The following is a 22,343-nucleotide window of genomic DNA, read 5'->3' as shown; positions in this document are numbered from 1 at the left end:
TTTATTCTCCCACCTTTGGTATTAGTATTCCTATAATAGCTCCTTGGTCCCTATTTTTCATGTATACTCGGCTTCTACCCTTAAAAAATATATTTAATCTCTCCTTAACATTTTTTAGACCAATTCCAGTTGTATGTCCTTTAGTTTTCTCAATATCTTTATCAAAGTCGAAACCTTTACCATTATCTCTCACTTCTATCCTGATATATTCATTTTCATTTTTTATTGATAACTCAATTGTTCCTTTATCTTCTTTACCTTCTAGTCCGTGAATAAAAGCATTTTCTACTAAAGGCTGTATTGTTAAAGCTGGAATATAATATTGTAACACGTCTTTATCAATATCTTTATAAAAATCTATCCTGTCTAAAAATCTAGTTCTCTGTATATTTACATATTCTTCAACATTTTTTAGCTCTTCATATATTCTAACACTGCTATCAATTTTTCTTAAATTGTACCTTAGAATATCAGATAGCGATTCAATTAAATCACATGTTTTTTCTCCACCTTCTAATAACGACATCTTTGCAATAACATTTAATGTATTAAATAGAAAATGAGGATTGATCTGCGACTGAAGAGCTAAAAATTGTGCTTCTTTTTCTAACTCTGCTTTTTTCTTAATTTCATCCAAAAGAAAACTGATATTGCTAATCATTTTATTAAAAGCTTTTGCCAATATACTTAGCTCATCATTACTCTCTATTTTAATAGTTCCTATGTCAAAATTCCCTTTAGAAACCTCTTTTGCTGCTTCAGTTAGTTTATTTATACTCTTAACCATATTAATAGAAAATACATAAGCAAATACTAAACTCCCCAATAGAACTATTCCTAACATAAATATCAATATATTAAACAATTTATTATTGTGTTGAATCATAATACCATAATTCTCAAATCCACTTTTCGATAGATTATAATTAATCTCTTCTAAAGCTTTGAATATATATCCATATATTTTATTTGAATTATTATAATTTTCAATGTATCTTTCATCAGCAGAGGATAACGCTATCCTAAAAGTTTCTTCACTATATTTTTCGTAACTATTTAGTAAATTCAACAAGTCTTTAGTAATCATATAATTATCTTCTGTAATATTAGTTTTTTGAAACTTTTTTATTGTCTCTCTAGCTTCATCAATAGATGAATATATTAAATCAATATAATTTGTAGATCTAGTTAATAATAACTTGTCCAGATTTTTTTTACTATCTCCTAAATAACTTTGTATTTCGTTTAACATTAACATACTTTCAATAAAACTATTATATGTTTTAGTAAGAATAGAATTAGTGTATAAAATATAGCTACTTAGACAAGTTAGAACAATAATTATTATTACATAGCTAATAATTAATTTTTTCTTAATAGAAACATAACTACTTTTCATCTAATGACCCCTTATTAATATATTTCAATTCAATGAAAATAGTATCATCTATAAATTCTTCTTCTTTAATTTTATACATAGTCTCTACGGCTTTATAACCCATTTTATACGGGTCTCTAACTACGGTTCCTTCTATTACTCCTTTTTTAATAAATCTTAACGTGCCATCTAAATCTCCCATTCCAACTATTTTAATTTTACCAACCTTGTTTTGTCTAACAATAACTTGTCCAGCCATATAAGTTGCATAAGGATCAATACATATAATTCCTTTTAATTCTCTATTATTTATAACCATATCTTCTATAACTTTGTAAGTATTAACTCGTTTTGTATCAATGTAGCGTGTATCTATAATTGATACACCATCATATCTTGAAACTTCACCATATATTCCTGTAAGCATAAAACTATTTTCCTCACTGTTCATTACGATACCTATAAGACCTTTGTTATCTATAGCTTTAATTAGCTTTTTTGCAAGCATTATTCCTGTATAATAATTATTTGTACCTATAAAGGCATCTCTTTTACTTTTTAACACATCAACATCTAAAGATATAAAAGGTATTTTTTTATCTATCGCACGATTTACAATATTTTCATATTTTTTCTCATTTAATGTATAAGAAATAATCCCATCAGGAGAAGATTCTATACCTCTATCAATTAAATCTAAGTGACTATCTATATCAAAATAATCTTCTTTTAATATACTTAACGTCACATTATATTTTTTAGCTGCTTTTTTTGCACCGTCTACTACTTTATTCCAAAACACATCATCTTCTTTTAATACAAGAATAAAATGATATTTACCTTCTTTTACAAAATCATAGTCCTGATATTTAAAAGTTAAGTAATAGCATTTTATTAAAGATGTTAAACTTACAAAACCTACCACTAATATTAAAAGTATAGAAATGATTATCAAATATCTTTTCATAACATCCTCCAGAATATATACTAAAGACCCTGAAAACTATCAGGGTCCATTGAATCACTTTATATATATTATAACACTTATTTTATTTATTTACTTTTCTTTTTAGTGTATATATCAACAAAAACTGCTACTACTAGTATAGTACCTTTTACTATTAATTGCCAGTAAGCCTCTGTATTTAATATACTCATACCATTATCAATTGAAGCCATAACTAAAGCACCTAATACTGCACCAAGTACAGTACCTTCACCACCTAATAATGAAGTACCTCCTATAACACATGAAGCAACAGCATCTAACTCAAACCCATTACCTGCATCAGTTGTTGCTGTTCCCAATCTAGCAGTTAATAACATTCCTGCTATAGAAGCCATAAGCCCTGATATTATAAATATCTGAAGTGTTCTTCTCTTAATATTAATACCAGAAAGCTTTGCTGCCTCTTTGTTACCACCTATTGCAAATACCTGTCTACCAAACCTAGTTTTTGTAGTTATAAAATTCAAAACAAGTGCAAGTGCTAATACTATCATAATAGGTACAGGTATTCCCTTATATGAATTCATAACCAAAACAAATAGCATTATGGCTATTACATATATCGCTAAATATATTAATTCTACTGCTAAAGGTTTTACTTTAAATCCAAATCTCTTTCTATCTTTTCTCTTTTTAAAAGTACTCAATATTACTACAATGCAAGCAATAATTCCAAATACAAGCCCAATAGACTTAGGTAAATATGCAGTTCCTAGAAATCTAAAAGAAGCTTGGCTTATTGGTATAGACTCTCCTCTTGTAAGTCCCATTATAGCTCCTCTATATGCAAGCATTCCTCCTAATGAAGCTATAAAAGCTGGTACTCCTGCATTAACCCAAGAACCTGTTATTGCACCTAATATTGCTCCTAATAATAATGTCAATATTACTGCTAAGAATGGATTTAACCCAACTTTATATATTAATAACGCAGCAACTCCGCCTGTTAAACCAACTAATGAACCAAGTGATAAGTCTATATGCAAATCTACTAATATCATAAACATACCCATAGCTAATACAGCCGTTACAGCCATTTGTCTAAATAAATTCGATAAATTTCTAGGTGTCAAAAATGTTCCACTCTTATCTAAAAACGTAAACAATACCCATATAGCTACAAGAGCTATTACCATTGTATATTTTCTTATATTTATATGTTTTTTTTCTTTTTTCCTTGTCAAAACATCACTCATTTTTCACTCGTCCCCTTCCCGTTGCATAATACATTATCTCTTCTTGTGTAACATTTTCATTATCAAGTTCTCCCTTAATCTCACCTTCATGCATTACTAATATTCTATCGGACATTCCTAATATTTCTGGAAGCTCTGATGAAATCATAACTACAGCTACACCTTTTTCAACTAATTTATTCATAATATTATATATTTCATACTTAGCACCTACATCTATTCCTCTTGTAGGTTCATCTAAAAACAATATTTTAGGATTAGTCATAAGCCACTTAGCTAAAACTACTTTCTGCTGATTTCCTCCAGATAGATTTCCAACTTTTTGCTCTAATGATGGAGTTTTTACTTTTAACTCTTCTACATATTTTTTTGAATAAAATATCTCTTTATTTTCATCTAATATACCTTTTGTCATTATCTTGTCTAACGCTGCTAATGTTGTATTCATCATAATACTTTGATTTAAAATAAGTCCATTACCTTTTCTATCTTCAGTAACTAATGCTAAACCATGCTCTATTGCATCTTTTGGAGATTTTATTTCTATTTTTTTACCCTCTAGAAATATTTCACCTTCAACTAAATCATTATAAGCACCGAAAATGCCCATAACTAATTCAGTTCTTCCTGCTCCTACCAAACCTGAAATACCCAATATTTCACCTTTTTTAACTTTAAAAGATACATTATCAACAAGCTTTCTATGAGGCATATTAGAGTCATAAACAGAAAAATTCTTTACTTCTAATATAACTTCCTCGCCTTTATGAGAGATTTTAGGATATCGCTCAGTTAATTCTCTGCCAACCATACCTTTAATAATAGTATCCTCATCCAACTCCTCAACAGGGTAAGTATCTATAGTTTGACCGTCTCTTAATATAGTAACTGTATCAGCTATCTGGAAAATTTCTTCTAATTTATGAGTAATTATTATAAATGTTATGCCTTTATTTTTAAGTTCTTTAATTATTTTAAAAAGAGTTTCTACTTCTGATTCAGTCAAAGCTGCTGTTGGCTCATCAAGAATCAAAACTTCAACATCTTTAGATAAAGCCTTTGCTATTTCTACTAACTGCTGTCTTCCTACTCCTAAAGAACTTACTCTAGTTACAGGATTTATATCAATCCCTAGTCTATCCAATAATTCTTTAGCCATATAATTTAATTTATCATCATCTATAGTAGTACCTTTGAACTTCAAAGGCTCATTAGCCAGATAAATATTTTCTGCTACTGTCATTTGAGGAACTAATGCAAGTTCTTGGTACACTATTGCTATTTTTTTTCTTTCTGAATCTCTTATACCATAAAATTTCTGAACTTCACCTTTCAAAATTATATCGCCTTCATAAGTACCGTATGGATATACACCACTTAAAATCTTCATAAGAGTAGATTTTCCAGCTCCATTTTCTCCACACAACGCATGTACTTCTCCTTTTTTTACTTTAAAATTAACATTATCCAACGCTTTAACTCCTGGAAATTCTTTAGTAATTCCCTTCATTTCTAAAATATACTCGCTCATATTTAAGGACACCTCCAAAATAGAAAAGAAAAACTGTAACTTACCTTTAATCTTTTGTAATTAGAAAAGAGGTTAATAGCATAACCTCTTTTATTTTCCAAACTATTTTTGCTTTGGTCTTTGATCTTCAGGTACATTCTTATATACTTCTTCATATGGATGATATCCATCTTTAATAATAGTATCCATCATATTGTCTTTATCAACTACTATTGGCTCAAGAAGTACTGAAGGAACATCTATTTTCCCATTATTTACAGTGGCATTAGTTTCAACCTTTTCTTTTTTAGCTAATTTAATAGCAACATCTAATGCCGTTTCAGCTAATTTTGGTATTGGCTTATAAACAGTCATTGTTTGTAAGCCTTCAACTATTCTTTGACAAGCTGCTAATTCTGCGTCCTGTCCAGTTACAGGCACTTTTCCTGCTAATTGCTGTTCTGATAATGCAGATATTGCACCACCAGCTGTACCATCATTAGCACAAATTACTGCATCAATATTATTTTTATTAGCTGTTAAAGCGTTTTCCATATGCTTTTGTGCCTCTGAAGGCTGCCAGTCTTTAGACATTTGGTCATATACTAATTTTATATCTCCTTTTTCAATAAATGGTTTTAAAATATTCATTGCACCTTTTTTAAATAAATGTGCATTGTTATCTGTTGGAGCACCACCTATATAAACATAGTTTCCTTTTGGCACTAATTTAGTTATATATTCAGCTTGTAATTCCCCAACTTTCTCATTGTCAAAAGATACGTAAACATCTACTTCTGAATTTTTGATTAATCTATCATAAGAAAGAACTGGTATTCCTTCTTCATGCGCTGCTTCAACAATAGTTGCTGCAACCTCAGCATTATGAGGTGCAACCATAAGTACATCTACGCCCTGTGAGATTAAATTCTCAGCTTGTGCAATTTGCTTATTATCATCTCCATTAGCCGCTTGAATTAAAATCTTAACTCCTAATTCCTTAGCTCTTGCCATTAAAGTATCTCTATCTTTTTGCCACCTTTCCTCTTTTAATGTATCCATTGAAAATCCTATTACTATCACATCATCATTGTCCTCTTTGTTTGCACCTGACGACGTATTTGTGCTGTCACTTGAGCATCCTACAAATATGCTCATAGTTAAAACTAAAATACTTATAAGTGCAGTAACTTTTTTAAATCTTCTAAATGTCATCTAATAACCCCCTCCATATTTTGAAAATGTTTTCCTCGTGATTTATTATAGCATGGTATGTTAGTAAATATTTGTCTAGTTTCTTCATAATAAAGCTAACATTAAATTTTCACAAAATATTTTCTTGACTTTTTTGACCTACTAACTAATATAACAGCAAAAAAAGTAAGAATATTATCATTTGCCTTTTTTTAGTAACATTAATTTTCATTATAAATATTATATTAATTAACAGGACTCAATCTATGGGAGGAATAACAGATGTTTCTAAAAAAATTATTTAGAAAAAAAGAAGCTGTACATAAATATGAAATCAATGATGCAATTTTAATACTAGAAAAAAAGATAAAAATACTGAAAAAAGCAAGTAACAATATGGATACTAAAAAAAAATATATCCTCCAAACAATGGAGGATATAATCAATCTATTTAAAGAAATCGATTATGAAATATATAAAATGAGCTATCAACTTAAAGATTTCGATAAGAAAACATATTACAGCATATTTATTAACTTGCTTTATAAATACTTAAACGATATCGAAAAAGAAGATTCAGAAAAACTATTAAAAGATTTAAGAAAACCTTTAGCAATCTTAGATGTGCTTAAAAAATAGCTCTATGCTACCTCAATTTCTTTATTCTTAGCATAATATTTTTCTTCATCAAATTCTCCTTCTGATTTTGAAACAACTATCGTACAAACTGCATCTCCAGTAATATTTACAACTGTTCTACACATATCTAATAATCTGTCGATACCTATTATTAATGCAATACCTTCAACTGGCAACCCTACAGATTGAAGTACCATTGATAAAGTAATAAGCCCTACTCCTGGTACACCAGCAGTACCTACTGAAGCTAATGTTGCAGTTAATATTACTGTTAGAAATGCTTGTAATGAAAGGTCAATACCATATACTTGAGAAATAAAGATTACAGCAACCCCCTGCATTATAGCAGTACCATCCATATTTATTGTTGCACCTAGCGGTAATGTAAATGAAGCTATGTTTTTAGAAACTCCACATCTCTGTTCTACCGTTTCAATTGTAACTGGTAATGTACCGTTACTTGAAGCCGTTGAAAATGCAACACTCATTGCAGGTGCAAAGTTTTTAAAGAATTGTAAAGGATTTAATTTACCTAATCCACCTAATATACCCATATAAGTTAAACTTGCATGTATTAAAAGCGTTAATAGAACAGCCATCATATATTTTAACAATGGAACCATTGCATCAAATCCAACAGTTGCAAAAGTTTTAGTAATAAGTGCAAAAACTCCGTATGGTGCTATTAACATTATTAGCATTACCATTTTCATCATTATCTCGTTTAAAGAATTGAAAATTTCAATAACTGGCTGTGCTTTTTCTCTTATAAGAGCCATAGTTACACCAGTCAATAATGCAAATACTATTATTTGAAGCATAGTACCATTTGCAAGTGAAGCTATTGGATTTTTAGGAACCATATCGATTACGACATCAACAAATGATTTAGCAGTTCCAATTGTAGGCTCTTTTTTAAGTACATTAGATAAATCTAATCCTATACCAGGATCTATTATATTTGCCACAATCAACGCAAGTGTTATTGCAACACATGTAGTTATTAAATAAAAAGCTATAGTTTTAACACCAACTCTTCCAAGTTTATTTACATCTCCTATAGCTGAAGCTCCAACAACTAGTGAAACAAATACTAAAGGTACAACTAGCATCTTGATAGAATTAATAAAAATCCCACCGACTAATCTTAATATACCATTAATAATTATTGTATCCTTGATGTAACTAGCTGGTAACTTATTTAAAATAATCCCAAAAAATACACCAAGTATTAGACCAATTAGTATTTTTTGAGTAAGACTAGTTTTGCTTTTCACGCCATTTCCCCCTTATTTATTTTTTATATTAATAATCTGTAATAATTATAAGGGGTAACAATCGCTAAAATACAAAATAATACAAAAACATACACAGAATTTTCTTGAAAATGAATATATGAGGTTGCTAAAATTCACTGTACAATAATAATCCCTCTATAAACTTAAGAACTTTAATCTTACCACCTAAAGTCCTCTTTCCTCTAATAAGGTCCATTTCTGCTTTTATATCTTCAAAGTCAAACAAAGCATTTGAATATCTAACAAAAGCATCATTTAAATTATCTTCTAACCCTAAATTAGCTATATTAACTAATGCTTTATTAATAGCTCTCCTAATTCTTTGTTCCATAGCTTTTGGACTATTGCTTAAAGTATTACAAATATCACTAATTTTAATATTAGAAGGTTTTAAATCATTGCTAAGTATATAATTACAAATATCAATTATATCCTTACTTCCCTTTTCCCCCAAAATCCCTAATTGGCTTAATATAAGTTTCATCTTTACTTCTCTGTCTTTCTTTTTATATCTCTGACTATTTAACTCTAAGTCTTCAAACATATGCTTTATACCCTTTAATGCTCTCTCTAGCTTTATTTTTTCTGAAACATTTTTTATTACTTTAACTATCTCAATAACATTAACTGGCTTACTTATAAAAAAGTCAATCCCTGCATTATAAGCTTTACTTATCAATTCCTTTGAAGACACTTGTGAAATCATAATAAATTTTATTTGGTTGTTATAACTTCTAATTTCCTTTACTACTTGTATTCCATCTTTATTTGGCATTAGCAAATCTATTAAAACAATATCTGGCCTCTTTAAAAGTATTTCATTTACTATATCGTCTCCTCTTAGTGAATATCCAACTAATTCTCCTAATTCATTATCTTCTATAATATTTTCAATAACTCTAATTACACTATAATCATCCTCAATAATATAAAATTTCAATTTTCATCAACCTCCAATACTTTTTCTGGTATTGAGATTTGAAAAACTGTTCCACCTTTATATTTTGAGTTTACTATTATTTTACCTTTAAAATAATTTTCTACCATATCTTTAACTAATGTAAGTCCTATCCCCCTATTTAAGTCACCTGTTTCTGGATTAAACTTAGTAGAAAAACCTGGATCAAAAATATTTTTCATATCCTTTTCCCTAATCCCTTCACCATTATCATAAACTTTAAATATATGATAACCATCTTTTTTATAATGAACTACCATTATAAACCCACTTTCTTCTGTCTTCTTAATAGCTTCAATAGAATTATTAATTAAATTTCTAAGTAGCGAAATAATATGATAATGCTCTTTTGTTTTAAAATTATCTCCTACTTGAAATATTAGATTTATATTCAAATTTTCACTTTCTAAGTATCGCTTAGTACTTTCCTGCAATATATAAAAAATATCTTTAAGACTCATACTTGAATATTCAATCTTTCTTACAGTAGTTTCTTCTATACCCTTTATAACTCGAATATAGTCTTTTTTTATCTCATGCACATCTTTAGCTATAGAAAGCGATAAATTTTTCAAATGGCTTAATGTTTTATCATTAGAAATTGCTTCATATAGCTTAAAAGAATTATTCATTACCTTTTCTATATAATCGATATTTTTTTTCATAAAATATATCTCACTTTTAAGACTAGATGTTAATAGAACCAGCTTTCTATATCTATCCTCATGCTCTTCTTTTATCAACAATAGTTTATAATACTTTATAACAGATAGTAATGATATTGAAATAAAGGTTCTAACTAAAGCGACTAAAAACAATATTTTTACAGCTGCTGTAATATTAGTTAAAGTTATTTTATCTAATCTTAATAGTATTTCACAAAAATTTGCAATGAAGTCACAAGCCCACACCCTTATAAATAACGATAAGAAATTTTTTTCCTTATTTTTTAAATTGAATATATGAAAGCAAATTCCAAATATCATATAAAAAAACAATACAGGATAATTCACAGCAAAGCTTTGCTCAAAACTTAAATGATTAATCGACAATAAAAAATATCTAAATAAAAATACAGTTAAACTTGTAACTATCGATGTAACAATAGTGTCCAAACTCTTATACCAAAAAAGGCCAAAAGTAAATACTATTACTGCAAGAGATATTCTAAAATTTTCTACTATAAAACTAAAATAAAATTGCGATATAAGTGTAACACTAAAAGCTAGAAAAAACATTTTTTTAATTTTTCCCATATAACCACCTCTACATCTATAAATCCATATTAACATAAATTTTAAGTTTTGAAAAAAATCGTGCAAGTATAGTTTTAAATAGAAATGTTAGAAAATGAAATAGATTAAAAATAAGATCAGATATTAATAAAAAAAGCCTCTTAGTCAAAACTAAGAGGCTTATAATATACCTTTATAAAGTTAGTTTTTATTTATCAAAATAACAGAAGCAATTCGTTTATCAACAGCAACCTGTGTATACCCCACTTGAAATACATAAGACGGAAATGTTTGTATCATCTTTATTTTCATTCCAGGTAAGATTCCCATAGCCATAAGTTTTCTCAATATAGACTTACTATCTGTATCTAGCTCTGCGATAATACCTTCTTCACCACTTTTCATTTTAACTGCAGGAATTGTTTTAAACCCATCATGAGCTTTAGCCATTTCTTTTCCTCCATTTCCTAATAAGTTGTATTAATTTAGGTTCTTTAGGTATTTCAAAACCACAATTAGGACATTTATATTTATTACAACTTTTATTTAAAGGACAACCATGACAACCTTTTTGACTTTCATTTTCATTAAATTCATACCCACAGAAATTACATTTTATCATGCTAACACCCCAAATGTACCTAGTATCCAATTAAGTACAAAACCTGCAGCAAAAGAGAATATCAATATAAATGTACCCATTAAAATAGCTGTTTTCGTACCTCTTTCTTTAATCATCATTGCAAACTGAGCAACACAAGGAACAAATAAAGTTAATGTTGCAGCTGCAACTACAAGCTGTCTAGGAGATAAAACACCTGCCTGCTGCAAGTCATAAAGTCCTGCTGCTCCATAGTCTCTTCTAAAGAATCCAAAAAGAAATACTTTAGCCACATTATCTGGTAGCCCTATCATATTTACAACAGGTTTAAGCATATTCACTAGAACATCAAATAGTCCAGTTATATTTCCAATCCAAATCAAAACACTAGCGAATATAAACAGAGGTACTATTTCAATAAAATACCATTGCATTCTAGTATAAGTTTTTATCAATATGTTTGTCAATTTTGGCAATCTAAGTGGTGGTACTTCCATATAAAAACTTGGGCCTTCACCAGGCATAATCTTAGACGTTAAGTAGCCTATAAATAAAAATACAAACAACATGAATATTATCCAAACTAATAGTGCCTTAGGTTCACCTGATAATAAAGCTAAAATTACACCTAGTTGTGCAGAACACGGTATTGCTAAAGCTAATAATAAAGTAGCAATAACCCTTTCTCTTTTAGTTTCTAAAGTCCTGCTTACCATAGTTGCCATAGTGTCGCAGCCAAAACCTAAAGTCATAGGTATAACTGCACGACCGTTTAATCCTATTTTTTTGAATATTCTATCTACAAGCATTGCTAATCTAGGTAAGTACCCACTATCTTCTATAATAGAAAATGCAAAGAAAAATGTTCCAACTATAGGTAAAACAATAGCTGCAGCATATCTAATACCAAGCGTTATTATTCCATACTCATTACCAATTAGGTCCTGTAACCATTTCCAAGGTATAACTGTATTTACTACTCCATTGACCCACGGATTTATATATGCTTCAAATATATTAGCTTCTAAAAAATCTACTACTGTCCCTGCACCAAATTGACCTACAAATTTATATAATCCAAAGTATATAACAAGCAGTAAAATAGGAATGCCTGTAATTGGATTCATAGTTAATTTGCTAAGAAAGTTAGAAATGCTACTTCTATTTTTATCATCTTTGGTAACAACTTGACTTGTAATATCTTCAACAACTTTTTGCCTAGAAAGAGCTATAATATAACTTAAGGGTTTATCATATTTCTCCTTAGTTTTATTTATTATTTCACTTATTTTAATATAGTTGCTTCCTTCGGTTACCTTTACTTTTTCAATAATATCTTCATCTTCCTGTAATAATAGTAAAGCTATAGACCTCTTTGAAAGTACGTATTCGCCTTTTAAATTATCAATAATATAGTTTATCGAATTTTCTATAGCGTCGTCATATTTAAAACTAAGCTGCTTTGACATACCTTTCAACCCTTTCTTTTAAAGTGTCTATTCCTTTGTTTAAAGCTGCTATAGTAGATATAACTGGAATTCCTAAATCTCTTTCCAACTTAGCAGTATCTATTTTAAGCCCCATTCTTTCTGCTTCATCCATGATATTTAAAACTAATATAACTGGTAGGCCTGCCTCAATTAACTGAATAGTCAATGGTAACATCCTCTGTATATTCTTAGCATCTATAACATGAATTACAGCTTTAGGTTTTTCTCTAAGCAAAAGTTCTCTTGTTACCTTTTCTTCTTCTGTAATACACATAAGAGAATACATACCAGGAGTATCTATTACCTCATATTCAGTATCTCCTATCTTTCCTCTTCCTCTAGAAACCTCAACTGTTGTACCAGGATAATTAGAGACTGTAACATATGCTCCAGTTAATATATTAAACAATACACTCTTACCAACATTTGGACTTCCAACTAAAGCAATCTTTTCTAATCCTTGTGTATTATCATTTACCTCACCATGACAACAATCAATACCTAATAACATATATAAAAATCTTTTATACCATGGCTTATTTTGAGGTTTATTTTTACAACATTCCATCGTATAACCTCCTTTAAATTTGTATTGATAATCATTATCATTTATCGGTTTAAATTTAGGCCCTCCTAACCTATAAAATACAAAGAGAGCTTTTTATTACATTCCTTTCTAATACATTATATGTATAAATAAGAATTATTATCAATCTCAATAGTATTATATAATACAGTTTTTAATAATGCAAGTAATATTTAATTTTTGTAATTATTAAACTGCACAAACGCATCATTGTTATTTCACGCAACATACTACATTAAACATATAATATTATGAGAAGATATAGGGGAGATTAAAATGGCTGCAATAAATAAAGATGTACTTAATATACTTTCGACAGGAATATTTAGAAAGCTGTTAGATTGTGAATTTATTGAAATTGCACAACTTAATGCGGCAATAGCTTTGCTTATTAAAGCTAATATTGATTTTGATGTATCTTTTACTTCAGGTACGAGGCGTTCTTCTCCTACTGCAACTTTAACAATTTATATTAATCCTACTGCTCGCATAAGATTTTCTTTTGTATTTGATTCTAATATTAGTAATATTTTTTAAACATAAAAGGGGCTTACGCCCCTTCAGATTTTCTTTAGTATTTTATCAACTGTTTCCTTTACTACATCATAACAACAATTACCCGTTGGATTCTTTATTTTACACTGACTACTCTTCATAGCCCCAGTAAGTTTTATTACATCTTTAACATTTCTAGCCCCTTCTTCTATTATCACTTTCTCTATCTGTTTTTCTGTAACCTTATTACAATAGCAAATATATTTTGGATTAGCATCTATTTTGAACCAAATAGGTACTTTTACATCTTTTTTAGTAAACTTTTTACTTTCTTCATTATAATATACTACATCACATGCTTCATCCATACATAGAAAATAATTGCTATCACCAATTTCTTTCACTTTATCCTCAATAATCATATTTTTTACAGTTATATTCTCAACATATTGCCCTTTTTTACCACATTTAGGACATATCTTATTATCTACCTTTCCTGTAGATTTTACCTCTCCTACTCAACATAAATTCTTACCAGACTTCATTTTATCAACTCCCTTAATTCTTTTTTTATTTTGTTCTTTTTTTATTCTTAATATATAAATATTATCGTTCATTTTAACAATTTTGTGAATAATATATTTGCTTTAACAAATAATAAAATTAAATTTTGACTTGTAAAGTGAGGTGTCTAAACAAATGGATTTAAATATTGAAAAAAATCTAGAAGCAAAATATAAGAAGTTAGAAGAAATAATTGAAAAATACAAAAGCGAACAAGGAATGCTTATTAAAATCCTACAAGAATCTCAAGATATTTTTGGATATCTACCAATCGAAGTCCAATCATACATATCAGATAAACTAAACATACCTATCTCAACTATCAACGGTGTTGTTAGTTTCTATTCTTTATTTTCTCAAAAACCGCAAGGTAAATATACTATTGGTGTTTGCCTAGGAACTGCCTGTTATGTAAAAGGAGCGCAAGAAGTATTAGAAGCTATAAAAAAAGAATTGCATATAGATATAGGAGAAACAACTATGGACGGACTTTTTACTTTAAAAGAAACTAGATGTATAGGTGCTTGTGGTTTAGCTCCAGTTATATCTATAAATGATGAAGTATACGGAAGATTAACTCCAGCTGATATACCAGCAATACTTTACAAATACATAAAAACTCATAAAGAAATTATATTATCAAAATAGGAGTTGGTGGATATGGAACTACGCCCGTTAAAAACAATTGATGATATAAAAACACTAAGAGAAGAAACCTTAAAAGATATGAAACTACGTTTTAAAGAATATAAAATAGAAAATGAAATAAAAAAATATCACATTTTAGTTTGTACAGGAACTGGCTGCACTTCTTCTAAAAGTAATATTATAAGGCAAAAATTAGAAAAAGAAATTAAAAAACGAAATCTACAAGATAAAGTCAAAGTCTTCAAAACTGGATGTTTTGGTTTTTGTAAATTAGGACCTATTATTGTAGTCCATCCTGATAGAACTTTCTATATTAAAGTAGAACAGAAAGATGTTGACGAAATTTTAGATAAACATATTATGAACAATCAAGTAGTCAAAAAATTATTATATAAATCACCATCTAATGATGAAATTCAAGAAACTATTGATGAAATAGATTTTTTCAACCATCAAATGCGAATAGCATTAAGAAATTGCGGTGTTATAAACCCTGAAGATATAAGAGAATACATAGCTTTAGATGGATATTTAGCTTTAGCTAATATACTACAAAACAAAACTGATCCTAAAGAGATAATAAAAATTATAAAAGACTCAGGCTTAAGAGGTCGAGGTGGTGGAGGATTCCCAACAGGACTTAAGTGGGAATATGCAAGAAATTATGAAGGTAGCAAAAAATATGTATTGTGTAATGCAGACGAAGGTGACCCAGGCGCTTTTATGGATCGCTCCATACTTGAAGGTGACCCACATAGTGTAATTGAAGCAATGATAATAGCAGGATACACTATAGGTGCTTCTCAAGGATATATATATGTAAGAGCTGAGTATCCAATTGCTGTTGAAAGACTTGAAATTGCAATTAATCAAGCTAGAAAGCTAGGTCTTTTAGGAAAAAATGTTCTAGGCTCATCCTATAGTTTTGACCTTGATATTAGGCTAGGTGCAGGTGCCTTTGTCTGTGGAGAAGAAACTGCCCTTATACAGTCTGTAATGGGACTAAGAGGCGAACCCATACCAAGACCTCCATTCCCAGCTGAAGTAGGTTTATGGGAAATGCCAACATTAAATAACAATGTAGAAACCTATGCAAATATACCCATTATATTAAGAAAAGGTGCCAAATGGTATTCAAGTATTGGTACTGAGGATAGTAAAGGAACTAAAGTTTTTTCACTTGCCGGTCAAATAAATAATACGGGATTAATTGAGGTTCCTATGGGAACTACATTAAGAACTATTATTTATGAAATAGGTGGAGGAATTCATGATAATAAAAAATTTAAAGCTATACAAACTGGCGGTCCTTCTGGTGGATGTATTCCAGAATCTTTATTAGATACGAAAATAGATTATAGGTCTTTAACAGATATCGGTTCTATGATGGGTTCTGGTGGAATGATTATTATGGATGAAACAGACTGTATGGTTGATATTGCTAGGTTTTATCTTCAATTTGCCCAAGATGAATCCTGTGGTAAATGTGTTCCTTGTAGAGTAGGCACAAAACGATTATTAGAAATATTAGACAAAATTACTTCTGGAAAAGGAGAAATGGAAGATTTAGAAATCCTCGAAAGTTTATGTTATGACATAAAAGATTCTTCACTATGCGGATTAGGGCAAACAGCTCCAAATCCAATATTAAGTACATTAAAATATTTTAAAGATGAATATATAGCACACATTAAAGATAAAACCTGCCCTGCAGGCGTATGTAATGGACTGCTCAAAATCGTAATATCTAAAGAAAAATGTGTTGCTTGTGGTATATGTGCAAGAGTTTGTCCTGTTAATGCAATAACAGGTCAGCACAAAAAAACACCATTCCAAATTAATCAAGACATATGTATAAAATGTGGTGCATGTATTCCAAAATGTCCTGTAAATGCAATTTACAAACGATAAAGGTAGGTGAATATGATGGAAAACGTTAGAGAAAAAGAAGATGCTAAACTTTCTGACAAAACTGTAACCATAAATATAGATGGAAGAGATTTTCAGGTTCCTGGAGGTATCACTGTTTTAGAAGCTGCACGACTTGTTAACATAGAAATTCCAAGTTTATGCTATTTAAAAGATATAAACGAAATAGGAGTTTGTAGAGTTTGTGTAGTAGAAATTGAAGGATCAAGAACTCTACAAGCATCGTGTGTTTATCCAGTAAGAGAAGGACTTAAAATTAGAACTAATACAGAAAGAGTTCGTAGAGCTAGAAAAACTGCTGTAACTTTACTTTTATCAAATCATCATAGAGAATGTTTAACTTGTATTAGAAATCTAAACTGTGAACTTCAAAATTTAGCTGATAATTTAGGAATTAGAAATATCCCTTATACAGGCGAATCAAAAGATTATGGTTTTTTTGATAGTAATCCTGCAATACAAAGAGATTACAATAAATGTATTAATTGTAGAAGATGTATGGCAATTTGTAATAAAATACAGGAATGTTATGTATATTCTCCTATTAATCGTGGATTAGATACAATTATTGCTCCAGCATTCCAGAAAGATATGTCTGATGTAACCTGTATAATGTGTGGTCAGTGTGTACTTGCATGTCCTACCGCTTCCTTAACAGAAAAAGAATTTATAAATAAAGTATGGGATGCAATATCTGATCCTACTAAACATGTAATAGCTCAAACTGCACCTTCAATACAGATTACAATTGGTGAAATATTTGGAATGCCTGTTGGTTCTTTCGTAGCTGGTAAATTAGTTGCTGCTTTAAGAAGAATAGGCTTCGATAAAGTTTTCGCAACAGATGTAACCGCTGATTTAACTATAATGGAAGAAGCTAGTGAATTAGTCGAAAGGCTATTAAAGCATCCTGATCATTTACCACTATTGTCTTCTTGCTGCCCTGGTTGGGTAAAATATGCTGAACACTTTTATCCTGAGTTTTTACCAAACCTTTCAACTACCAAGTCGCCTCATGAAATGTGTGGTGCATTGACTAAAACTTGGTATGCTAAGAAGTATGGTATAGACCCTAAAAATATTGTAAATGTAGCAATAATGCCTTGTACAGCAAAAAAATATGAAGCAATGCGTCCTGAAATGCAATCGGATGGATATAGAAATGTTGATTATGTTTTAACAACCAGAGAGTTAGGTAGAATGATTAGACAATTAGGTATTGACTTTGTAAACTTACCAGATGAAGAATATGATGAGCCTTTTGACCAATATAGTGGTGCAGGTATGATTTTTGGTGCTACTGGCGGAGTTTTAGAAGCAGCTGTAAGAACTGCTCATAAATTAGTAACAGGAAAAGAAATGCCCGTTCCTGATTATGAAGAAGCTAGAGGACAAAGTGGACTTAAATACGGAAAAGTTACACTTGGAGATAAAACAATAACTCTTGCTATTGCTCATGGTACTGGAAATGCCAAAAAAGCTTTAGAAATGTATAAAAGTGGTGAAAAGAAATTTGACTATATGGAAGTTATGGCGTGCCCAGGAGGATGTGTTGGAGGTGGAGGTCAGCCTATATTAGGCAGTAGAGATCATAAATATATCTCTTTAAGCTATCGCCACAATAGAGCAGATGCATTATATAATATTGAAAAGGGTAAAAAAGTCAGACGCTCTCACGAAAATCCTAGAGTTAAACAGATATACAAAGAATTTTTAGGTCATCCTCTATCAGAAGTATCAAAGAAATATCTTCACACAAGCTATGTAGAAAGAGGAAAACATCCTTATTTAAAAGCGTGACAGTTAACCTGCCACGCTTTTGTTTTATTCTATAATAATTTTTTCCTACGTGCTAAATAAACACCATTTGTTTAAATTTATTTCTTTGTATATATAAGTTTTTTATACTGCTTTTCATCCAAGAAAAACATATCTTCAATATAATAGTCACCTTTAAAATCATTTGATACTTCCACCATTAGTGTATTTCCATTATCGTATTCTATAACAATAAAATTCTCTAATTTTGCTGAATCACTACTCTTTTCTCTGATTTCTTTTAGTATTGGCTTCCAGCGTTCCAAATTTTTATCATATGTCACATTAGTAATTAAATATTCTAAATGTGGTCTTGTTGAAGCAAGTATAGTACGATATATATTATACACATAATACTTATTCTTATCTTTTTCTTCCTTGTACTTTATATAGAAAACAAAATTAGTGCATAATAAGAATATAATTGTTATAACTAGTAATATAAATTTTCTTCTATAATTTTTTTCTGAATACATTTTCAACACTCCAAATGAGATTATTAATAAAAACTAACCTATTTAAAACAAGATATATAAAAGGTTTAAAAGTTTTTTTCATAATATTTATCCCTCTATTTACATTTATTTTGCTCAATTAATTGCTTGTTCACCTTTATAGTAATGTTTTTTGTATTATTTGTCAATTATGTTTTTATAGTTCTTATATACTATTATTTACCTGTGAATTCTTTGTAAAATTAAATCTAAATATGAAATTTATAACATATCTTAAAAATATCTATATTTAAAAGCGTGACAGATTTTTCTGCCACGCTTTTCTCTTACTCAATAATATTTTTCTGTATTTGCTGCCAAATATCTAAATAAAATTCTTGATTTCTTGGATTATAATAGTTAGGTATATTACCTAGCCTCCATAATGATATTCCACCTATTTCAAATTCTTTAGCCAAGTTTATTTTTTCTATAACACTTCTACTATCCTCATACCAAATTATATTTTCTGTTCCTTCCAAATCATTATAATACCTTATATATGGATTTTTTGAATTATCATCAAAATTAATTATTTCGTCTATTGTACGCCCTTTATTTAATTCTTCTTTTATCCTGTTATAAATCATTTCATAAGTAGGCTTGTCTGAATAAATTATATTATTATCTTCATTATCTTCATTTATATCACCATCATAAAGTTTACCTTCTTTTACTTTCCATTGAGCAGTTCCAAAATTAATTTGAAGTAAAATTTTATCTTTTTGGGCTACACCATTTTCTTCATCCGTAATATCCAATAATGCTTGTCTTATTTGTGATATTGGTGTTAATGGAGTATATACAATTTCATCAACTAAATATGTTGATTCTAAATCCTTGTCATCATAATCATGAGCCATTAAAATAATTTTATCAGCAATATGTCCAATTTCTCTATAATCATAGGCGCTATTCCATGTTCTTGGTGGTACTGTAACATACAATTTCTTATTATTCTTAATTAACTCTTCTTTTAAATCTTTTAGAAACATTATAAAACTCTGACTGTCTTTTTCTTCTAGCCTTTCAAAATCAATTACAACACCATCAAATGTAATATTCTCTCCATATATCTCCTTACCAGTTATACTATCAATAATTTGCTGTATAGCTGAATCTTTATACTCTAATATAGTACCTATATTTTTATCTGCATATACGTTTAATTGTGTTGATATGTTATACTGTTTTGCGAAACTTAATGGCTCATTAAATCCATATGGTACATAAAAATCATTTTTGTTTAATGTAGTCATATTAAGAAAAACTTTATCATTTTCTTCATCATACTCCATTCTACTCCATCCAAATGATAGTGAATTTATATTTTGAATCGATTTGTTTTTCAAAAACATTTTAAATTGTTCATAAGAATTTATTGCATAAAAAGTATGTAATTCTAATTGTTTTTCTATATTAGGTTCAGTATTTGCAGACTCAATAACTTTTACTTTATCATTAATACTTGCTGTTTTAGTAGTTGGATCCCAACTTACTTCTTTTCCTAGCATTTCAGCAACTGCACGAACTGGTGCATATGTAGTACCATTGTATAAAATATTATCAACTTGAACATTTTCACCATTAACCTTAAGGTTAACATAATTAAATAATACTTGAATTGTCTGCATAGTATTTTCTGCATACACAGTTATACTAAATAATACAATAATAAAAATTAGAAACCCAATACCTATACCTTTTCTACTTTTAAACAAATCAATCAACTCCTTTAAATTAGCTTAGCCTGTCCTACTATTTAGTTTTTATATTTCCATAACTTCTAATTGAATAATAAATTTTTGATTTGTTTACTTTATTTTATCATATTTTGTTGTTTTATTAATACAAACAAAACGTGGCAAACTACTCTGCCACGTTTTTTGAATTTAATTCTTTCAATTTTTCAATGTCTTTTTACCGTTTAACAAATAATAAAACACCCTTGTGCCAAAAGCTATTTTTACTCAACTAAATTCAATATAACTGAAGCGAATTGTTTCATATCATCCAAATGTAATTCTATTATCCTTTTAACAATATCTAAATCTATATTTTGATAATCATGTACTGCAATATTTCTAAAACCAACCATTGCTTTAAGTTTCCTATTTAATTCCTCACTTATTATGCTATTTTTATAAAGCAATTCAAAACCATCTCTACTATTTTGAGGTATTCCTAATGATTTTTCAGCTACAACATGCATAGCTAAATCTATACATGCTTCAGCAGCTCTTTGAATATTCAATATGATAGAATCTTGTTTCGTATAGTTTAAAAGATTTTGTGGATTATTTTCATATTCTTCATGAATACGCCTAATGCATCTTTCAATTATAGCTACTTTATTTAAAATAACATCCTTATTCATATACGTACCCTCTTTCTTTTATCTTTTGCAAAACTACTTGTCTTTCCTCATTCAACAAACAATATTCTTTTAATACTCTTATCTTATATTCATTTACTCTCCTGTCATCCTTAGAATAAATAACCCTACCATTACCAATAATTTGTGCTTTAAAAACTGTTGTTGCTTTATTCAAATCTATCAAGTCTACATCTCTATTTAAAACATCTGCCAACTCCTGGCTAATCATAAAAATCTCATAATCATCAAAATATTTATCGCTTAAAAATGCTATATCTATATCACTATCTTTTCTTAGACGCTTTTTAGCTGCAGAACCAAAAATTATAACCAAATAAGGAGAAACTCTATTTATCAGTATATCTTTAATTTTTTCAATTTCTACTGCTAAAAGTGTATTTTTCAAACTAATTCTCCCCTTTTTAAATTAATTATAACATAATACCTATAGTATTAATTTTCTAATTTTGCATAAAAATCTCCTTCAAAAATTTTCTTATATCTCTCCTACTTTTTCGCTTATTAATAGTCATTCAACTCTTTCAATTGCTTAATACTTTTTCTAAAAGATTTAATATCTGAATAGCTCTATTAATATCCTCATCAGTAATATAATCATTTTTCTTAATTAATTGCTTATAGTTTTTAGTTATAGAACTATATACTTCATGATATGATTTAATAAAATTCAAGAAACTAGCACTAAAATGCTGACAATAAATATTATTATAACTATAAACTTTTTAACTTCATAACTTCACTTTCTATTTCATTTTTATAATATTACACTTAAGTATTTCTATATATCATTTATACCATATTACTTCACTTCCTTCTAATTTTTTATAAATAATTAATCAAATGTAGAATATTATCCTTTTTAAATAGAAAAATATCTCAAGTTTAACCCTTAAAACTTAAATA

23 protein-coding genes are annotated in these 22,343 nt (G+C 28.9%); 5 read left to right on the top strand and 18 right to left on the bottom strand.

The genetic code is table 11. The annotated features are described in order from the left end of the window. Window position 1: 1 nt before the first annotated feature. From TR13x_RS08860 to xylF, 5 genes are all read right to left on the bottom strand, one after another. On the bottom strand, window positions 2-1,399 hold the full coding sequence (locus tag TR13x_RS08860; protein WP_054871568.1) for a sensor histidine kinase: 1,398 nt from the start codon (window positions 1,397-1,399) through the stop codon (window positions 2-4). Next, window positions 1,389-2,345, bottom strand: coding sequence for a substrate-binding domain-containing protein (locus TR13x_RS08855; protein WP_054871567.1), 957 nt, complete (start codon window positions 2,343-2,345; stop codon window positions 1,389-1,391). Before TR13x_RS08855 ends, TR13x_RS08860 begins: the two co-directional genes overlap by 11 nt. An 86-nt stretch (window positions 2,346-2,431) precedes the next feature. After that, window positions 2,432-3,583: a sugar ABC transporter permease gene (locus TR13x_RS08850; protein WP_054871566.1), complete on the bottom strand. Its 1,152-nt coding sequence runs from the start codon at window positions 3,581-3,583 to the stop codon at window positions 2,432-2,434. Next, the gene (locus TR13x_RS08845) at window positions 3,576-5,114 is read right to left on the bottom strand and encodes a xylose ABC transporter ATP-binding protein (protein ID WP_054871565.1); all 1,539 of its coding nucleotides are present in this window, start codon (window positions 5,112-5,114) and stop codon (window positions 3,576-3,578) included. Before TR13x_RS08845 ends, TR13x_RS08850 begins: the two co-directional genes overlap by 8 nt. A 102-nt stretch (window positions 5,115-5,216) precedes the next feature. Further along, window positions 5,217-6,308: a D-xylose ABC transporter substrate-binding protein gene (gene xylF, locus TR13x_RS08840; RefSeq protein WP_082394847.1), complete on the bottom strand. Its 1,092-nt coding sequence runs from the start codon at window positions 6,306-6,308 to the stop codon at window positions 5,217-5,219. A gap of 261 nt (window positions 6,309-6,569) precedes the next feature. Here xylF and TR13x_RS08835 point away from each other — a divergent pair, with 261 nt between their 5' ends. Then, a complete protein-coding gene (locus TR13x_RS08835) occupies window positions 6,570-6,926 on the top strand; it encodes a hypothetical protein (protein WP_054871564.1) in 357 nt (118 codons plus the stop codon). A 2-nt stretch (window positions 6,927-6,928) separates the two neighbouring features. On the opposite strand, the gene TR13x_RS08830 is transcribed toward TR13x_RS08835, so the two are convergent. The 7 genes from TR13x_RS08830 to TR13x_RS08800 form a co-directional block, all read right to left on the bottom strand. Continuing rightward, window positions 6,929-8,203: a dicarboxylate/amino acid:cation symporter gene (locus tag TR13x_RS08830; protein ID WP_054871563.1), complete on the bottom strand. Its 1,275-nt coding sequence runs from the start codon at window positions 8,201-8,203 to the stop codon at window positions 6,929-6,931. Between the two features lie 127 nt (window positions 8,204-8,330). After that, complete coding sequence (locus TR13x_RS08825) at window positions 8,331-9,164, bottom strand: DNA-binding domain-containing protein (RefSeq protein WP_054871562.1); 834 nt, start codon at window positions 9,162-9,164, stop codon at window positions 8,331-8,333. After that, window positions 9,161-10,438, bottom strand: a complete 1,278-nt coding sequence (locus tag TR13x_RS08820; protein WP_054871561.1) for an ATP-binding protein — start codon at window positions 10,436-10,438, stop codon at window positions 9,161-9,163. The genes TR13x_RS08825 and TR13x_RS08820 overlap by 4 nt, the downstream gene beginning before the upstream one ends. A 180-nt stretch (window positions 10,439-10,618) precedes the next feature. Further along, entirely contained in the window at window positions 10,619-10,867 is a 249-nt protein-coding gene (locus TR13x_RS08815) for a FeoA family protein (protein ID WP_054871560.1), read from the bottom strand. Next, the gene (locus TR13x_RS08810; RefSeq protein WP_054871559.1) at window positions 10,860-11,039 is read right to left on the bottom strand and encodes a hypothetical protein; all 180 of its coding nucleotides are present in this window, start codon (window positions 11,037-11,039) and stop codon (window positions 10,860-10,862) included. The genes TR13x_RS08815 and TR13x_RS08810 overlap by 8 nt, the downstream gene beginning before the upstream one ends. Then, complete coding sequence (locus TR13x_RS08805; protein WP_054871558.1) at window positions 11,036-12,487, bottom strand: ferrous iron transporter B; 1,452 nt, start codon at window positions 12,485-12,487, stop codon at window positions 11,036-11,038. The genes TR13x_RS08810 and TR13x_RS08805 overlap by 4 nt, the downstream gene beginning before the upstream one ends. Next, window positions 12,471-13,076, bottom strand: a complete 606-nt coding sequence (locus TR13x_RS08800; RefSeq protein ID WP_054871557.1) for a FeoB small GTPase domain-containing protein — start codon at window positions 13,074-13,076, stop codon at window positions 12,471-12,473. Before TR13x_RS08800 ends, TR13x_RS08805 begins: the two co-directional genes overlap by 17 nt. 294 nt (window positions 13,077-13,370) lie before the next feature. Between TR13x_RS08800 and TR13x_RS08795 the strand changes: the two genes are divergently transcribed. Further along, entirely contained in the window at window positions 13,371-13,631 is a 261-nt protein-coding gene (locus TR13x_RS08795) for a hypothetical protein (RefSeq protein WP_054871556.1), read from the top strand. Between the two features lie 23 nt (window positions 13,632-13,654). On the opposite strand, the gene TR13x_RS08790 is transcribed toward TR13x_RS08795, so the two are convergent. Next, the gene (locus TR13x_RS08790; protein ID WP_349632932.1) at window positions 13,655-14,134 is read right to left on the bottom strand and encodes a Csac_0668 family 2Fe-2S cluster-binding (seleno)protein; all 480 of its coding nucleotides are present in this window, start codon (window positions 14,132-14,134) and stop codon (window positions 13,655-13,657) included. Between the two features lie 154 nt (window positions 14,135-14,288). Between TR13x_RS08790 and TR13x_RS08785 the strand changes: the two genes are divergently transcribed. The 3 genes from TR13x_RS08785 (at window position 14,289) to TR13x_RS08775 (ending at window position 18,530) form a co-directional block, all read left to right on the top strand. Beyond that, entirely contained in the window at window positions 14,289-14,801 is a 513-nt protein-coding gene (locus TR13x_RS08785; protein WP_054871554.1) for an NAD(P)H-dependent oxidoreductase subunit E, read from the top strand. A gap of 117 nt (window positions 14,802-14,918) precedes the next feature. Further along, window positions 14,919-16,712 carry an NADH-quinone oxidoreductase subunit NuoF gene (locus TR13x_RS08780; RefSeq protein ID WP_369813268.1) on the top strand — a complete coding sequence of 598 codons (1,794 nt, stop codon included), beginning with the start codon at window positions 14,919-14,921 and terminating at the stop codon, window positions 16,710-16,712. A 15-nt stretch (window positions 16,713-16,727) separates the two neighbouring features. Beyond that, window positions 16,728-18,530 carry an NADH-dependent [FeFe] hydrogenase, group A6 gene (locus TR13x_RS08775; RefSeq protein ID WP_054871553.1) on the top strand — a complete coding sequence of 601 codons (1,803 nt, stop codon included), beginning with the start codon at window positions 16,728-16,730 and terminating at the stop codon, window positions 18,528-18,530. 77 nt (window positions 18,531-18,607) lie between these two features. Here the strand turns inward: TR13x_RS08775 and TR13x_RS08770 are convergent, their stop codons facing one another. From TR13x_RS08770 to TR13x_RS11175, 5 genes are all read right to left on the bottom strand, one after another. After that, on the bottom strand, window positions 18,608-19,024 hold the full coding sequence (locus tag TR13x_RS08770) for a hypothetical protein (RefSeq protein WP_054871552.1): 417 nt from the start codon (window positions 19,022-19,024) through the stop codon (window positions 18,608-18,610). Between the two features lie 305 nt (window positions 19,025-19,329). Further along, on the bottom strand, window positions 19,330-20,763 hold the full coding sequence (locus tag TR13x_RS08765) for a glycosyl hydrolase family 18 protein (RefSeq protein ID WP_054871551.1): 1,434 nt from the start codon (window positions 20,761-20,763) through the stop codon (window positions 19,330-19,332). Between the two features lie 245 nt (window positions 20,764-21,008). Beyond that, window positions 21,009-21,419, bottom strand: coding sequence for a type VII toxin-antitoxin system HepT family RNase toxin (gene hepT, locus TR13x_RS08760; RefSeq protein ID WP_054871550.1), 411 nt, complete (start codon window positions 21,417-21,419; stop codon window positions 21,009-21,011). Beyond that, complete coding sequence (gene mntA, locus TR13x_RS08755; RefSeq protein ID WP_054871549.1) at window positions 21,412-21,825, bottom strand: type VII toxin-antitoxin system MntA family adenylyltransferase antitoxin; 414 nt, start codon at window positions 21,823-21,825, stop codon at window positions 21,412-21,414. The genes hepT and mntA overlap by 8 nt, the downstream gene beginning before the upstream one ends. A gap of 136 nt (window positions 21,826-21,961) precedes the next feature. Next, window positions 21,962-22,111, bottom strand: coding sequence for a hypothetical protein (locus TR13x_RS11175; RefSeq protein ID WP_161802940.1), 150 nt, complete (start codon window positions 22,109-22,111; stop codon window positions 21,962-21,964). Between the last annotated feature and the right edge of the window lie 232 nt (window positions 22,112-22,343).

The sequence above is a fragment of the Caloranaerobacter sp. TR13 genome, from assembly GCF_001316435.1.
Lineage (GTDB): Bacteria > Bacillota > Clostridia > Tissierellales > Thermohalobacteraceae > Caloranaerobacter.
The sequence above is the reverse complement of the archived record's forward strand: the minus strand, read 5'-3'. Positions and strand labels throughout refer to the sequence as shown.

Bases quoted from the DNA above. Each gene is read 5' to 3' on its own strand.
- TR13x_RS08860 (WP_054871568.1), bottom strand. From the start codon at position 1,399: ATGAAAAGTAGTTATGTTTCTATTAAGAAAAAATTAATTATTAGCTAT.
- TR13x_RS08855 (WP_054871567.1), bottom strand. From the start codon at position 2,345: ATGAAAAGATATTTGATAATCATTTCTATACTTTTAATATTAGTGGTA.
- TR13x_RS08850 (WP_054871566.1), bottom strand. From the start codon at position 3,583: ATGAGTGATGTTTTGACAAGGAAAAAAGAAAAAAAACATATAAATATA.
- TR13x_RS08845 (WP_054871565.1), bottom strand. From the start codon at position 5,114: ATGAGCGAGTATATTTTAGAAATGAAGGGAATTACTAAAGAATTTCCA.
- xylF (WP_082394847.1), bottom strand. From the start codon at position 6,308: ATGACATTTAGAAGATTTAAAAAAGTTACTGCACTTATAAGTATTTTA.
- TR13x_RS08835 (WP_054871564.1), top strand. From the start codon at position 6,570: ATGTTTCTAAAAAAATTATTTAGAAAAAAAGAAGCTGTACATAAATAT.
- TR13x_RS08820 (WP_054871561.1), bottom strand. From the start codon at position 10,438: ATGGGAAAAATTAAAAAAATGTTTTTTCTAGCTTTTAGTGTTACACTT.
- TR13x_RS08815 (WP_054871560.1), bottom strand. From the start codon at position 10,867: ATGGCTAAAGCTCATGATGGGTTTAAAACAATTCCTGCAGTTAAAATG.
- TR13x_RS08810 (WP_054871559.1), bottom strand. From the start codon at position 11,039: ATGATAAAATGTAATTTCTGTGGGTATGAATTTAATGAAAATGAAAGT.
- TR13x_RS08805 (WP_054871558.1), bottom strand. From the start codon at position 12,487: ATGTCAAAGCAGCTTAGTTTTAAATATGACGACGCTATAGAAAATTCG.
- TR13x_RS08800 (WP_054871557.1), bottom strand. From the start codon at position 13,076: ATGGAATGTTGTAAAAATAAACCTCAAAATAAGCCATGGTATAAAAGA.
- TR13x_RS08795 (WP_054871556.1), top strand. From the start codon at position 13,371: ATGGCTGCAATAAATAAAGATGTACTTAATATACTTTCGACAGGAATA.
- TR13x_RS08785 (WP_054871554.1), top strand. From the start codon at position 14,289: ATGGATTTAAATATTGAAAAAAATCTAGAAGCAAAATATAAGAAGTTA.
- TR13x_RS08775 (WP_054871553.1), top strand. From the start codon at position 16,728: ATGGAAAACGTTAGAGAAAAAGAAGATGCTAAACTTTCTGACAAAACT.
- TR13x_RS08770 (WP_054871552.1), bottom strand. From the start codon at position 19,024: ATGTATTCAGAAAAAAATTATAGAAGAAAATTTATATTACTAGTTATA.
- hepT (WP_054871550.1), bottom strand. From the start codon at position 21,419: ATGAATAAGGATGTTATTTTAAATAAAGTAGCTATAATTGAAAGATGC.